Source organism: Streptomyces sp. GbtcB7, assembly GCF_019091445.1.
In the GTDB taxonomy this organism is placed as follows: domain Bacteria; phylum Actinomycetota; class Actinomycetes; order Streptomycetales; family Streptomycetaceae; genus Streptomyces; species Streptomyces mirabilis.
This window is the reverse complement of the sequence record NZ_JAGXJM010000011.1, coordinates 277,463-291,935: the sequence shown is the minus strand read 5'-3', so window position 1 is coordinate 291,935 and position 14,473 is coordinate 277,463. Positions and strand designations below refer to the sequence as shown.

Here is a 14,473-nt window from a genome sequence, read left to right as displayed (position 1 = left end):
AGCGGGCGGCATAGGCTTCCAGCGGGCCCGGTGCGGGCGGACACGGCAGTCGTTTCGTCATCTCGGGCTCCCCAGGCTGTAGTTGACGCCTTTACTTCACGGCCTACTCCCACACGAACCCGCCGTCAACAAACCACCGCTAGTGCTGGGTTCCTCTTTCGCTGGGTATATGTCCTGGTGGCGGGGTGTTTTGGGTGCTCGGGGGCGGGTGCTGGGCGATGGTTTTACGAGCTCGGCCCGTGCGTGATGAGGACGAACGCGGGATCGTTCACCGGTTGTCTCGGGCACGGAAGGCTCCACGGGACGTGGTGATGCGGGCCCGGATGATCCAGTTGAGCTGGTCGGGACTACGGGTGCCGGCCATCGCCGTGGAACTGGGCTGCAGCCAGAAAACGGTCCGCTGCTGGCTGCACCGCTTCAACCGCTCAGGCCTGCAAGGGCTGGAGGATCTGGGCGGGCAGGGCCGCAAGCGACGGATCACCGAGGAGGAACGATCCCGGATCATCTCCCTGGTCAAGACCGTGCCACCGGGGCGGCTGAGGTGGGAGCCCGTCGGGGAACTGTGGGCCTTCGACGAGTCCGGGCCATCCGAGTGGACCCTGGATTCCCTGGCCGCGGCAGCGCGGGCCGAAGGGATCGAGGTGGGCCGCTCGCAGGTCAGGCGCATCCTGCTCGCCGAAGGCGTGCGCTGGCGCCGTACCCGGTCCTGGACGCGTTCGAAGGACCCGGACTTCGTCCCAAAAGGACGAGGATCATCGGCCTCTACACCCACCCGCCCGTCGGTGCCACGGTGATCTGCGCCGACGAGCTGGGACCGGTGATCCCCCGGACCTTCCCGCCCGCACCCGCCTGGTCACCGGACGGACACCGGATCAAAGCAGAACTCGACTACAGCCGCGGGCCGGAGAAGACCTGGGTCTACGGCGGTCTGCGACCAGCCGACGGCCCGGCGGTCACGATGACCGCATCCTCCCGCAACAGCGTCTTCTATCAGCAGTTCCTGCAACTGATCGAGGACGCCAACCCGGAGGGGGAGATCTGGATCGTCACCGACAACCTGTCCAGTCACAACAGCGTGTCCACCCGGACCTGGCTCGAGGGCCACCCCCGTATCCACCATGCCTTCATCCCTGTGGGCGCGTGCTGGCTCAACCTGCAGGAAGGCTGGTGGCGCATCTTCCGCAAGGCCGCTCTCGCCGGCCGGTCATTCGCCAACCCCGACGACATCGAATACGCCACCACCCTGGCGACCGACCAGCTCAACTCCCGTGCCAGGCCCTGGATCTGGGGCAGATCCGCCCCACCGACTCGCCCACTACGGCGCCGGTATGTGTACACCGTTTGAGGAACCCAGCACTAGTAGGACTCCGTTAGGTTGCTCTGGCTCTTGGGTTTGGGCTGGTGGTGGCTGTTCTGGGCAGGGGGCGGTGGCAGGTGGTGCAGGTGCCGGTCCAGCAGTTCAGCAGGTCTTGGATGGCGTCGAGGGTCTGGTAGAGGGTGAGTCCGCTGTATCGGCTTTTGGGGCCAGGCGCTGTTCGGTGAGGAATGCGTGGGCGGCGGTGACCAGGGTGATGCGCCGCTGCCACCCGCCCCAGCAGGACGCGGGCGGCGGCGCGATCGCCGACATCCGCACTCGTGACCATCACGCCGAGCAACAGACCGAGAGTGTCGACCACGACGTGCCGCTTGCGGCCGTTGACCAGCTTGCCGCCGTCGAACCCCCGGCTGTCGGCGCCGACCACAGCGTGGGCCTTGACAGACTGCGAGTCGATCACACCGGCCGTCGGCTCCGCATCCCGCCCTGCCTCCTCACGGACCCGTCCGCGCAGCCGGTCATGGAACTCCCTGACCAACTCGTGGTCGCGCCAGCGACGGAAGAACGCATAGACGCGGTCCCACGGCGGGAAGTCGGCTGGCATCGCCCGCCATTTGATTCCGTTGTCGACCAGGTAGCGGACCGCGTCCAGCATCGCACGGTGTCGGTACGCCTCCGGCTGCCCGCCCCGGCCCCGCATCCAGCCCGGCACCGGCAGCAGTGGCAGGACCACGGCCCACTCCTGGTCCGACATGTCCGTGGGATACCGGCGCTCATGCACCCCGTGGTCGGCGGCGTTCCCGAACCGGTGCGCAAGACAGTCACACGTGAGAGTGGCCGAAGTGCACTTCACCCCCGCAGTGACGTACAACTGCGACAACGGGCCTCCTGGTGCTCGAGTTGGCGTAGACACCCACCGAGCTACCAAGAGGTCCTGTCCCCATGTCCGGCAGTCGTCGTAATCACCCGATCGAGACTCCCGTTCGACGAACACCACTCAAGAGCGAATAGGACGGGAGCCGCATCGCGGCTGCCCCTTCGCCGTTACCCACTCCGGCGACACCAAGGGCGAACCTCCGTTGTCGGTGGCATGGACTAACGTCCGTGCTCGCCGTTGACAGGAGGAGCCGTGGACACACAGACAGGCTGGGCCGAGGTCCGGGAACGTGTAATCGCGCTGGTGGAGGACCGGTATCGGACACGCGGCTGGGGGCCTCCTCAGCACCCCGTCTTCGAGCCGGTCCTGACTGCCACAGAGATCGCTGAGGTCGAGGCCCAATACGGAATCGAACTCCCCAAGGAGTACTGCACCTTCTTGGCGGAGGTCGGCGCGGGCGGACCCGGACCCGAATTCGAGCTGACATCGTTGCGCTGGGTCGACGGGAAATGGGCCTGGGTCTGGGAAGACGGCGATCCCATTCCGCTGGACCCGAGCGAGCCCTTCGTGGAGACGGAAGAATGGGCCGACCAACAGCTGGCAACCCTTCGCGCTGCCGGGTGCGAGCCCACCACCCGCGACGAGGACGACGACTACCTCGACGACTACCGCAAGGTTTTCGGCGACGCCTCAGACCGGGTCTGGCACGAGCAGCGTGATCGGGGCGCGATCCTCATCAGCGACAACGGATGCGGGATGACCAGTTGGCTCATCATCGTCGGCCCGCACCGCGGAGAACTCCGCGACCGGAACGTTGGGACCAATCCGCCCTACATACCGTTCGTCGATGTGCACGGAAACCGCCACAACTTCCACACCTGGTATCTCGAATGGCTCGAGCGAAGCGAGAGGGAAGCCCTGGGATCCTGGGACGACGGTTCTGACCCGCAGTAGCTCTCAGGTCGGCGGCCCCCGATGCCCAGCCCATGCCGGCACCGGCGGCACCCTCCGCGCCACCCGCCCACTCCGGCATTCGTCCCCAACCCACCGCTCCGTTCGACCCGGGCGGCCACAAGACCGGAAGAGCAACAACCACTTAGTCAGCCTGGGCAGCAGCGCAGACAGGGTGCTGGCGATCACGCGGGGCTCGAGTCTGTTGATCACTGAGCGAGCCGTGTCTACCCCCTGCGTCATATCCGTCGCGCAGTCAGCGAGACAGTGCCGCCAGGCTCAGCAGCAGATGGGCCGACTCGGGGTGGTCGAAGTCGGAGTGGGCTCCGGCGGGGGCCAGGCGGGTACGGGCGCTGCCGCGGAAGCGCACGCTGGCATCCACGTTGACGAGTCGGTGATCCAGTATCGAGAGCCGGTACGGCTCGTGCACCGGCAACAGCCGTGTATGGAACTGGGGGACCGGTGCCGCGCCGGCCCCCGAGTGACCGATGCCGGCGGAGCCCTCCGCGCGCAGATGCCAGAAACCGGTGGCCCGGTCCCAGCGGGAGTGAGTCAGCACCAGCGGTCCGCGCAACGGAGCGCCGGACTTCGCGCCCGACGGGAACAGGGACGGGAAAAGACGGTCGAACGCGTCGCGGGGTGCGGCCATCTGGAAGATGACCATGCTGTCCACGCTGAAGGGGCGTCCGGGCGTCGCGCGCGCACTCCACCCCAGGACGCGCGGCGCGTCCGGCCTCGCCGCCCACTGCACCGCCTCGCACAGGAAACGGCCGCCGAACGAGTGGCCCACGAGATGGAGGTATTGGCCGTTGCGGTTGGCGAGTACCGGGGGAGCCGTCGGGTCGGGGCGCTGCGCGTCGAGGTAGCCCAGAAGGTGGGCGAGAACGTGCGGCGCGTGGCCCTGAGCGGGTGCGCTCATTGCATGGGCGCGGTCGCGGATACGACGGTAGCCGCCGAGCGAGGGCAAGCTGGACGACGGCCAGCGCACGGTGACGACCGCCGGCCGGTACCCTCGGGCCAACTGCGGATAGTGGTCCGGATGAGCGGCGTGCAGTTCCCGGGCCCGCGTGAGCAGGGCGGTCGCGCGACGTTGCGCGGTGGATGGCGCGGTCTGCCAGCCGTGTACATAGACGTAGAGGTCCGTTACTCGGTCAGGGGTGCGGACGTGCTCGGCAAGATGGTCGGCGATTCGGTGGCCTGGGACGGTATGACGGCCGTCGGCAGAGCGGAGCCGTCCCCGTTCGTCGAGGTCAATGGTGATGAGGTGCACGGTCGGATCTCCAGGAGGCTGTCGATGCCGCAGTACAGAAGATAGGCCAGGGCGAGCGGGTTGTGCAGGTCGTCGAGGAAGTGGCGGACCAGGGCGCGGCAGATCTCTCCTGCGGTCTGCGACCCCGTCAGATACCGGTCGAGGAAGGCGTGCGCGTACTCCGAGGCGAAGATCTGGGGGATCTCGATCTGCGGGCCCAGCACCCCGGTTGCACCGTGCTTGATGAAGCCCTTGCCGAGGTACTCCAGCTCGGCCGTCGCCGCTGGCACCCCCGCGTGGCAGGCGTTGAGCAGGACGAACGGGCGGAATACCGACTCCTGCTCGGTACTGAGTTCCTCGCGGTGCTCGTGGACCCGATCCGCGTCGATGACCTTGTCGTCCGAGAGTCGGACCCCCATTGTGCGGTGGGCGCCGTACTCGTTGAAGGCGCCGTGGCACCAGAAGTACATCAGGTCCTCGTCGAACTCCGCGTCCGCTAGCGACTTGAGCAGCTCGTCCGAGTGGGTGCGAACGGTCAACTGGGAGCGCTTGCACAGTAGTTCGGCTATCTCTTCCGAGCGGCCGATGCCGTCGAGCGCCGTGTCGGTGTTGAGGCTGGTGACCGGGAGGGACCGGACGGCGGGGGAGTAGACGGGTGCGTACGACGCCCCGGTCTGATCGATCTCGTGCCGGTAGCCGAGGAACGAGGGCGTGGCTGAGTCCTCGGTCCGCACAGCGAGCATCGGCCACGGCAGGGACAGGTCGGGGGAGTCGAAGCTGATGCGTAGGCCCTCCCGGCGCAGCTCGCCGAGCAGGAATTCACGGAACCACACCAGATCGCTGTCCGTCCCCGCGAGGATCCGCTTCAGTGTGCGGTCCCCGCTCTTGGCCAGTTCCTCGATCATCGGGACGACCGTGCTCCGGGACGGCCTGAGGTCATGCGTGGCGGCGAAGGGAAACGGCGGCCCGTACGGCATCCCTTCGGGGTCCCGGGGCTGGTGGCGGACGAAATCGTGCCACTGACCGCGCAGCCGGTCGGCCTGATCACGGATGACGGTGGCGGAGACCTGGAGATCGGCCCGATGGTGACCCGTGCGCGGGGCGCGCTTGCCGTGTGGAACAGCGATCATCTCGACACGGTCTTCTGACTTGACAGACAGGATGACGGACAGATCGATCGGTTGCTGCCCATGGTCCTCGGGCCATCGGGTGAGGTCACCCGAAGGGTTGTGGACGACCTCGGTGCTCAGCACGTGGTTCACGGGTTCACGGCCTCCCGAGCGGTTCCGGGACCGCGACCGGGAGCGTCGTCTCGACGACCTGCAGCACCTTGCCGTACTCGGGGTCGTACACCCTGAAGCGCAGTCGGTGCTCGCCCGCCTCCCAGGCGGTGAAGGTGAACTGCGCGGGCCGTGCGTCGTCCGTCGTATAGGAGACCGCGGAGGGTTCCAGCGTCGCGGAGGACCGGGACGTGGCGACCACGAGGACAGATACCGGCGACGTCCTGTCCATGTCTGTGTCCCGCGGGTCGGTGACGGTCAGCGTGAACTCGATCGTGGTCGGCGTCCCGATGCGCACGACGTCGTCGGCCACGGTCAGCCGGGCCCGCCGTGGAGGCCGGGGCGTGCGCGCAGATCTGCCTGGCGACGCGGGCGGGGGAGGAGTGGCGGCACCGCCGGGAGGCTCGAGGCTGCGGGGCGGTGCCGCCGCGGCGGGTTCTGCGGGTGGTTCGGGGGTGTCGGGCTCCGCGGACGGATCGGGTTCTACGACTACGATGGGCGGTTCCGTCGGCTCCTTGGGTTGCGCTGCCCCCGGTCTCGTCGCACCCGTCTGCTCGCCCAGCCTACCCGCGTCCCCAGACGCACGAGGGAAGCCCTCCGCGACCAGGGCGGCCAGCTCGGCGTACGCCCGCCGGGTTTCGGCCCGGAACTGGGCCAGGTCGAGTTCGGTGCCGGTGGCGAGGTGCTCGTCGAAGGGGACCGTGACGACGCCTCGGCAGCGTGCCGCGAAGTGCTCGATGATGCGGTCGGTCCTGACCAGCGTGGCGCCGGGGTGCACGGCGGAGAGGACCACGAGGGCGCGCTGGGCCAACTCGGCGTGGCCGTGGTGGGACAGCCAGTCCAGAGTCACGTCGGCGACCGCCGCGCCGTCGACGCTCGCGGTGGCGACCACCACCAACTGGTCGGTGAGCGCCAGCACCCCGCGCATGGCTTCCTGCATCAGGCCCGTGCCGGAGTCGGTGACGATGATCGGGTAGGCGCGGCTCAGGGCGTCGACGACCCGGTGGTACTGCTGGGCGCCGAACGGGGTGGACAGCGCGGGCGAGACGTCGTGGGCGAGGATTTCCAGGCCGTTGGGGCCGGTCTCGGTGAACCTGCGGATGTCGTCGTGGCCGTCCAGCTCCGGGAGGGCGGCGAGCAGATCCAGAATCGTGGAGTCGGTCTCCCGGCGCACCCGATGGCCGAGCGTGCCGCCTTCGGGGGAGGCGTCGACGGCGATCACCGGGTCGTCGCGCAGGCCGGCCAGGGTCGCGCCGAGCGCAGCCGCCGTGGTGGTCTTGCCCGTTCCGCCCTTCAGGCTGATCACCGAGACGCGGTGACACCCGGCGATCGGGGAGCCGAGCTCCGCAAGGGACCGGGGTCCGCCGCCGGCCGGTCTACCGCGTCGGGTCAGTCGGCGGCGCAGCCGGGAGGACCACGGCGGTTCCAGCAGCAGCTGCTGGGCGGAGAGCGCGGACCCCTCCGACGGCCGGGCCCCGCCGTCGGTCGCCGGACGGGACCAGAGGTCCGGTTCGAGCTGATCGGCCCGCGGACACATGGCCACGGGACCGCGGGCCGCCGCGGCCACGTCGGCCGCCTTGTTCCGCCACTCGGTCAGTTGGTCGCGGGTCTCCAGAACGGCCGGGTGGTTCGCCTCGAACGCCCGCACCATGTCGTCCAGGAGTTCGGCGTACGCCGTCGCAGCGCCCGCGGCATCGCCGGCCCTGCCCCGCCAGAGCGCGATGTTGTGGCGGGTCAGGAGCGTGTCGGGGTGGGTGGGACCGAGCACGGGCAGCCGATCGGCCAGCAGGTCGGTGTACGCCACCGCCGCTCTGGCCGGATCGCCCGCAACTCCCTGCCAGCGCGCGAGGTTGTCCCGGACGATGAACACATCAGGGTTGTCGTGGCCGAGGACCCGCTCCAGGTCATGGAGGAGGTCACGGTAGGCGGCGACGGCGCCGTCCGCGTCCTGCGAGGCGCCGCGCACCCGTGCCTGGTACCCGCGCGCAGCCAGGGTGTCCGGGTGGTCTGGGCCGAAACGCTGGTGCAGCCGGGTTTGCAGCCAGTCCCAGCGGATACGGGCTGCCCGGATGAGCCCGGCATTGATGAGGTTGCGGCCCACGTGGAAGAGCACTGGATGGCAGTGGGGCCGCCACAGGGCCTCCCCGGCGTGCCTGGTCAGGATGTCCGTGCCCGACCGCAGCGCCCGGCACAGGACGGACTGCGGCTGGCCGGACGCAGGACGCCACACCGCCAGTAAGGCATCGGCGGCGCTCAGGGCCAGGCCGTCCCACGCCTCGACGGGCACCGCCCGCCGCACGGCCATCTGCACCAAGGTGCTCAGCCGTACGGTTGGGTACGCGGTGCCGCTGTCGTGCTCCACCAGGCGCAGGCGGTGCAGGACGTCGAGGGTGTCCAGAACGTCCCGGGCCTCGACGAGAAGGGGCGCCTCCGCAGCCTGCCGCCCGCGTCGGCGCGCGAGATGGCGTAGCGCGGGACGACTGGTGAGCACCGTGACCGGGACGCCGTGCGGATCGAGTACGGCGGCCAGTTCGAGCAGGGGGCGGGCCAGGCCGGCGCACTGCCGGTCGGCCGTCTCGACCGCCACCCACCAACCGGCGATGACCGCGTTGCGGGTGGGCCCGACCCCGTCGGGACCGGCCAGCCGGGCGAGACGGCCGCGGTAGGCGACGCAGGCCAGTCCGGAATGTCCCATGCAGGCGGCCGCCGTCGACAGCGCCAGCGGGTTCTGCCGTAGATCGGCGGCCAGTGCCGCGACCTCGACGGGATCGTCCCGGTGGCCGTGGCTGAGGAGTTCACGTGTCAGCTGGTCGACCGCCTCGTCGGGGAGGTACGGACCGATCTCGACGTATCCGCTGCCGTCCGGCAGGGAGGTGGCGCGCCGGGCGGTGACCAGGACCCGGCCGTTCGGCCGTGTCGGCGGCCACAGACCGTGCAGGTGGGCGGTGTCCGGCACCCCGTCGAGCACCACCAGCCAGCGCCGGTCGGTCCAGCTCAGCCATGAGCGGAACGCCTCCGCGGAGCGTTCCGGCTGGCCAGGGTCGTGGTCGGTGGTGGCCGCGGCGGCGTCGGCGTAGCCGCAGACGAGTGCGTCTCCGCTCCCAGCGGTCACCCACACCACCAGGTCGGCCGAGCCGTCCCGCAGGGCGCGCCGGGCGATGTGCGCGGCGAGCTGTGTCTTGCCCGTTCCCGAGGGACCAGCGAGCACCTGGATCGCCGACGGGCCGTCGAGCAGGGCGGCCTCGGCACGGTGGCGGAACTGCGCCGCCTCGGCCGGGATCCGCCCCACCAGCGCGGCGGGCTCGCCCGTGCCACCGTCGGACGAGACTGCGCCGGTCGTCGCGGGCACAGCCACGGTGGCGTACGTGCTCCGGCACAGTTGCGCCAAGTGGAGCAACTGCGCCGCGAGTTCGGCCCGTTCGACGCCCGCGGACTCCTCCAGCAGCAGTTCGAACCGCGTCTGCAGGGCAGTCTCCACCCTGATGCGCAGTTCGGGGCCGTACGACTGCCGTAAGGCGGCTGCGCTCAGGTCCAGGCGCTTCAGATGCTCCTGCTCGGCCTGGAAGTCGCCCCTGGAGAGGAAGCGCGCTGCCCAGCTGCGCACGAACGGCCACCGCTCGGTGGTGGCCGCCTTGGCGACGCCGGCACCGGCTGCTGTCGCCGCGGAGAGGGAGGCGTCGTCCAGCATTCAGCGAATCCCGCCCTTCGCGCCTCTCCCACGGCCAACGCTGCTTCCATAGAAGCACAACCGACCCGACTACGCCCCTATGCCGCCCGGCACTGTCGTCAACGGGGCTCTCAATTCGCCGACAACCGAAGGCTGTTGTCCGCAATGCACCAACGAGCCCAGGACGACGGCGTCTTCGGCCCAGGCCTCGATGCCCTGGCTCGCGAGGGCGAGCCCCGTCGAGCGTTCCTCGGGCAGTCGGCAGTACCGTCGGCTCAACCGAGGTGGCGACCGGCAGGCCAACGCCGCCCTGCACCGGATCGTGCAGACCCGGCTGCGCTTCGACCCACGCACACGTGACTACTATGAGCGCCGCATCAAGGAGGGTAAGACCCGGCGCGAGATCGTCCGATGCCTCATTGGGGAAGTATCGATGCTGCGGCCCAGATCCTCACAGCCCCGTCATAGGACCTGTCCGTGTTGTTGGTGGCGATGCCCAACCTGCCGGACGGTATCCCCGTTTTCCCTGGGGCGAAGACGTCGAGGACTTCCTGTCCGATGGCGAAAGGCCAAGGCGACGGAGAAGTCCTCGATGTCGGAGAGGAGGACGGGGGGGGCGTCTACGTCTCCTTCGCCCCTGGAGCTGGCGAGGAGGATCTTCTGGTGGTGGCGTCCCGCGTGGCCACGTTGCCGGGGTGTCTGTGGTTGGCCCGGCAGTCATGGACAGAACTGGATGGGCCGCCTGGTGGAGTTGACTGGTCCGAACTCAGTGCGGTCCGTTCGGACCTGTCCAGGTCGGGGTCCTGGCAGGGTGTCGCATGACACACTCGGACCGGGTCGTCACAGGTGGCGGCAGCGGGAGGTAGCACCTTGCTGACATTGGATTTGCACCCGATCTTCCGGAACAACCGTGACATCGAACTCTCGCTGCGGCAGATCGTCTTCCAGGCGAAACGCACGGGGGAGCCCGTAGTGCAGATCATTCACGGAAAGGGCACTGGACAGCTCAAGGGGCGCGTCCTCGCGTTCCTCGGCCAGAAGCACATCAGGAAGCTGTACGACCGCGTGGAGATCGACACGGCGAACACGGGCCGGATCCTGGTCCACTTCGCGCCACGCCACTGAGTCCTCTCCCACCTCGACTCGGGGCGCCGAGCCGCCCGTTCGGGGGCCGTCCATCCGGCGCCCCGGTCCGGACGGCCAGCCGCAGGCCGGGCAACCGCCGCAGCAGAGTGGCGTTCGCCAGAAAAGCGTTCGTCGCCCGTAGCCCAGCGGCGCTAGCCTCGCTGATCATGGGAGCGCGAGCGCAGTACGTGGTGGTCGGGAACGGCGCCTGGCAGCGGTACTACTCGCACTGGGCAGCCAACCGGGTGGTCGACGATCTGCTGCCCGGTCCGGCCGCGGCGACACGCTGCTTCCGCGCCAACCGGGAGATCGACGAATGGCTCGACGACGTGTGGTGCGAGGGCGCCGCACTCGTCGACCACGACCGCCGGATTCTGCTCTGGTTCGCCGTCACGGACGGCTGGGACGACCACATCGCCGCCCGCGCCGTACTGGCCCGGACCTGGCCCGGCTGGGACGTCCGCTTCGCGCACGACGGCATCGGCGATCTGACTCACCACCTGGGCCTCGGCAGGGACCTGACCCGTGCGCCGGGCTGGTTCGAGACCTTCGAGCCTTCCGGGTTCGCGGACACTGAGTACACCGAGCCCTGCTCCGTCGCCTCCCTGCGCCTGCCCGACGGAAGCGTTCGCGCGTGGGGCAGCGACTGGGAGCCCATCGAGCACCTCGCCGCCGGCCCCGGCCTGATCGACCTGATCGTCGCGTCGCCGGCCACTCCTGCGCTCACTGACATGCCGCACGGCGGCGTCCATTTCGACCCGCAGGCCCGCACCGTCTCGCTGTGGGCAGTGCAGACCGTGGCCGGCATTCACAACTGGCCGTTGCCGGGCTGGGAGAACTGGGTCCTAGACTTCCGCGGCGACGACCACACCCGGCAGGCCGGGCTGCTTCCCGCGGACTTCCCCTTCCCCCAGCCCCTGCTCGCGGCCGCGCTGCGGCGGCTCGGCGACGGCCTCGGCACCCCGCCGCCCGAAATGAGTGCGTCCCTTGCCCGCGCCACGGCTGCACCCGGTCCTGAGGGCACCACCCCCGTGGTGAACCCCGCTGCGCTGGTGGCGCACGAACCGGCCGATCCCACCCCGGACGAACTGGCCGCGCTGCGTACGGCGCTCGATGCGCTGGTCGCAAGGGCGGAGATTGACTGACCACCACCTCATGGGCTCCCCGTGGGCTGGACCGGACAACGCCGCGGTGATCTTCTCGGCATGCGCGACGTGCAGCGGAAGCAGGCTCAGTCGCGTGGTGCTGATGGCCTGGGCCGCGAGGGTACTCACGCCGCGACCGCCGGCGCGAGGCTGCGAGCCGTGATCAGGACCTTGCCGGAGACGACGGTCGTCGACCTGCCCCGCGGTGCCGGCGGAAGACTGTCCGCCTCGTTAGCTCTAACGCAGTTTCGTGAATGATCTAAGGCCGACTGGCCCGGCTCGGGGAACACCACGCCGCGCATGTCCGAAGCGCCCGCCACCGATGAAACCGACGGAGCCGATAGCTCCTTGCCCTCTCCCGGGCAGGGCCACAGGCCGTTCGTCAATGCCGGTCACGAATGGGCGAGTAGTCAACACAGTGTCAGCCCGTCAAAGCCAGGTTGAGCGCCGGTTCGTTCGAAGCCATGCGGCTGTGATCGGTTCGTGCCGGTGTGCCGGGGCCAATGGGACGGTTGCGCAGTGCCGTCCCGGACGACGGTCTGACTCATGACATCTATGACTGAAGTGTCCAGTCACAGGCGTGTCGACTGTCGTTGCGGGATGGTGCCTGCTGTCACTGAGCCACAGGGCGTGTCCCAATAGGGGCCTTGCCGACGATCAGGCGCCATCACGGTTCAGACCGCCCGAGCAGGCCGGTGCCATCCACCCAGCACGTCACCACGCGGGAGGCGAACCACCATGACGACCAGACAACGCAGCACCTCCTCCAGCACGGATCCTCCCATTCCGGGCGAGGTCGTCCTGGGCGTGGACACGCACGGAGAGACTCATGCCGCCGCCGTGGTCTGCCCGCTGGGGAAGGTCCTGGGCACCGAGTCCTTTCCGGCCACGGCTGCCGGCTACCGTCGGCTGCTCGTCTGGGCCCGCAAGCTGGGAACGGTGCGCCGGGCCGGTGTGGAGGGCACCGGCACCTTCGGAGCGGGCCTGTCCCGCTACCTGCTGGCTCAGCACGTCCAGGTGTACGAAGTGAACCGGCCCGACCGCACAGCTCGCCGTCTGCTGGGGAAGTCGGACCCGCTCGATGCGCAGGCTGCTGCGCGGGCCGTGCTCAGTGGCCGCGCCCGGGCCCAGGCAAAATCCGGCGACGGTCCGGTGCACAGTGCCCGGATGTTCAAACTTGCCAAGGACTCCGCGGTCAAGGCTCGCACCCAGGCGATCAACCAGCTCAAAGCTGTCCTGGTCATAGCCGACCCGGCCCTGCGGGAGCGGTTGTCCGCCCTGGGCAACCGCGAACTGTTCCGCACGTGCGCGCGCTTCAGCCTGCCCGACGGGGACGACGAGGACGCCGTGGCCGAGGCAACTCACATCACCCTGAGCCTGCTGGCCCAGCGCATCGAGCAGCTCACCGGACAGATCGACGAGCTGAACCGGCGCCTGACCCGGCTCGTTGAACGCCACGCCCCGCAGTTGCTCGTCCCGGTGGGCATCGGACCGGACAGTGCCGTCACGCTCCTGATCACCATGGGAGACAACCCCGAGTGGCTGAACACCGAGGCGTCCTTCGCCGCTTTGTGCGGAGTCAGTCCCATCGAGTACTCCTCGGGCCGTCGGACCTCGCGCCGGCTCAACCGTGGCGGCGACCGCCAGGCCAACGCCGCCCTGCACCGGATCGTGTTCACCCGGCTGCGCCACGACCCGCGCACCCAGGCGTACTACGAACGCCGCACCCAGGAGGGCAAGACTCGGCGTGAGGTCATCCGATGCCTCAAGCGATATGCCGCCCGCGAGGTCTTCAACCTGGTCAGGACGGCGTCTACCGACCCCCCGTTATAGGGGCGTCCGTCTCGCAGCGTGCCGGGAATGGCGTGTGCCTCCGCCTCAGCATCGGCTTCGCCCACGACGCCGTTTGAGGGCTTGGGTCCGGCAGAGATCGCCGAAAAGTCCCGGCTGGCGATGGCGAAGCTGACGTCCTTCAGGGGTCAAAGGCACCGCGACCGCCGAGGGCAAGGAGATGACCGTTGATGTAGCGGTAGCCGGGAAGGGGAACTGCCTGGGTATCTTCGGTATCGGGGGTGGGACCGGCCAAGTCCGCTGGTATGGCGGCTACACCTATATGAACGGCGACAGGAAGTTCTGGCAGGAGTCCGTCGGCAAAAAGGGTCTGTCCTCTCAGCAGGCTGACGCTGTCGTCAGGTTGCTGGCGGGACACTGGCTCAGGAAGCCGGTGAGATCCACGGACGCGGACGATGAGTTCCCCTTCTGCGACACCGCTGCGTGAGACGCGAAGGCAAGAGACACACGGTCCACGGGGCCGTCTCTCGCGGCTTCTGTATCTAGTCTCGGCGGCGGGTGAATCACCCGTTGCCTGCACCGGGAGTCCGGCGGAGTGGGCGCTCAATAGGTGGGTCCGTAGGGGCTCCAGCCGTGCATGAACGGCTTGAGGTCCTCGGTGCGAGCCTCGGGGATTTCCGGTAGCGACGGTGAACCGTTGAGCGGATTCAGGCGTTGCACGTGGCTCTCGGCCCACGCGATCCATGCCTGGGTTTCCTCCCTGGCCGGCCCGGGCGGCAGACCCTCTGCATGAAGTCGGGGTGCGCCGACGTACTCGACGAGGCCCGCTGCACGCTGCCATGCCGCGTGCTGTGCTTCGAGGTGGCGCACGCGGTATGCCTCTGCGTATTCGGTCGTAGCCCGACACTTCGCGGCTTCCCATCGCAGGCGCTTCCGCTGTGCTTCCTCCAGGTCAGCCAGACGCTTGCGTTCGGCTGCCTCTCCGCGGAGATCGACCTCCTGCACGATCTCGGCGAGCTGGTCCGCAAAGGGCGTGCGGCCGTGTCGGCCCACTCGCCGCACCGGTGCGGCAG

11 protein-coding genes and 2 pseudogenes are annotated in these 14,473 nt (G+C 69.1%); 8 read left to right on the top strand and 5 right to left on the bottom strand.

What is annotated here, in order from left to right:
* Positions 1-275: 275 nt before the first annotated feature.
* Together KVT44_RS20405 and KVT44_RS20400 are read left to right on the top strand one after the other, a co-directional pair.
* Positions 276-794, top strand: a complete 519-nt coding sequence (locus tag KVT44_RS20405; RefSeq protein WP_254649612.1) for a helix-turn-helix domain-containing protein — start codon at positions 276-278, stop codon at positions 792-794.
* Positions 791-1,345 carry a transposase gene (locus KVT44_RS20400; protein ID WP_217568038.1) on the top strand — a complete coding sequence of 185 codons (555 nt, stop codon included), beginning with the start codon at positions 791-793 and terminating at the stop codon, positions 1,343-1,345. Before KVT44_RS20405 ends, KVT44_RS20400 begins: the two co-directional genes overlap by 4 nt.
* 244 nt (positions 1,346-1,589) lie before the next feature.
* Here the strand turns inward: KVT44_RS20400 and KVT44_RS58150 are convergent.
* Positions 1,590-2,069 (bottom strand): annotated as a pseudogene (locus KVT44_RS58150) (IS5 family transposase); the annotation flags it as partial.
* Positions 2,070-2,495: 426 nt separating this feature from the next.
* Here KVT44_RS58150 and KVT44_RS20390 point away from each other — a divergent pair.
* Positions 2,496-3,146: an SMI1/KNR4 family protein gene (locus KVT44_RS20390; RefSeq protein WP_217568036.1), complete on the top strand. Its 651-nt coding sequence runs from the start codon at positions 2,496-2,498 to the stop codon at positions 3,144-3,146.
* Positions 3,147-3,399: 253 nt separating this feature from the next.
* Here KVT44_RS20390 and KVT44_RS20385 read toward each other — a convergent pair whose 3' ends face one another.
* The 3 genes from KVT44_RS20385 to KVT44_RS20380 form a co-directional block, all read right to left on the bottom strand.
* Positions 3,400-4,164: a hypothetical protein gene (locus tag KVT44_RS20385; protein ID WP_254649610.1), complete on the bottom strand. Its 765-nt coding sequence runs from the start codon at positions 4,162-4,164 to the stop codon at positions 3,400-3,402.
* Between the two features lie 122 nt (positions 4,165-4,286).
* Positions 4,287-5,522, bottom strand: a complete 1,236-nt coding sequence (locus tag KVT44_RS58145; protein WP_254649609.1) for a CHAT domain-containing protein — start codon at positions 5,520-5,522, stop codon at positions 4,287-4,289.
* A gap of 136 nt (positions 5,523-5,658) precedes the next feature.
* Positions 5,659-9,360 carry a hypothetical protein gene (locus KVT44_RS20380; RefSeq protein WP_217568034.1) on the bottom strand — a complete coding sequence of 1,234 codons (3,702 nt, stop codon included), beginning with the start codon at positions 9,358-9,360 and terminating at the stop codon, positions 5,659-5,661.
* A gap of 211 nt (positions 9,361-9,571) precedes the next feature.
* Between KVT44_RS20380 and KVT44_RS20375 the strand changes: the two are divergent.
* From KVT44_RS20375 to KVT44_RS20355, 5 genes and pseudogenes are all read left to right on the top strand, one after another.
* A pseudogene (locus KVT44_RS20375) lies at positions 9,572-9,757 on the top strand (transposase); the annotation flags it as partial.
* Between the two features lie 452 nt (positions 9,758-10,209).
* Positions 10,210-10,464, top strand: a complete 255-nt coding sequence (locus tag KVT44_RS20370) for a Smr/MutS family protein (protein WP_217568033.1) — start codon at positions 10,210-10,212, stop codon at positions 10,462-10,464.
* 167 nt (positions 10,465-10,631) lie between these two features.
* Entirely contained in the window at positions 10,632-11,609 is a 978-nt protein-coding gene (locus KVT44_RS20365) for a hypothetical protein (RefSeq protein WP_217568032.1), read from the top strand.
* Positions 11,610-12,347: 738 nt separating this feature from the next.
* The gene (locus tag KVT44_RS20360; protein ID WP_254649608.1) at positions 12,348-13,442 is read left to right on the top strand and encodes an IS110 family transposase; all 1,095 of its coding nucleotides are present in this window, start codon (positions 12,348-12,350) and stop codon (positions 13,440-13,442) included.
* A 178-nt stretch (positions 13,443-13,620) separates the two neighbouring features.
* Entirely contained in the window at positions 13,621-13,887 is a 267-nt protein-coding gene (locus tag KVT44_RS20355) for a hypothetical protein (RefSeq protein ID WP_217568031.1), read from the top strand.
* Between the two features lie 116 nt (positions 13,888-14,003).
* Here the strand turns inward: KVT44_RS20355 and KVT44_RS20350 are convergent, their stop codons facing one another.
* Positions 14,004-14,453, bottom strand: coding sequence for a hypothetical protein (locus KVT44_RS20350; RefSeq protein ID WP_217568058.1), 450 nt, complete (start codon positions 14,451-14,453; stop codon positions 14,004-14,006).
* Positions 14,454-14,473 lie beyond the last annotated feature (20 nt).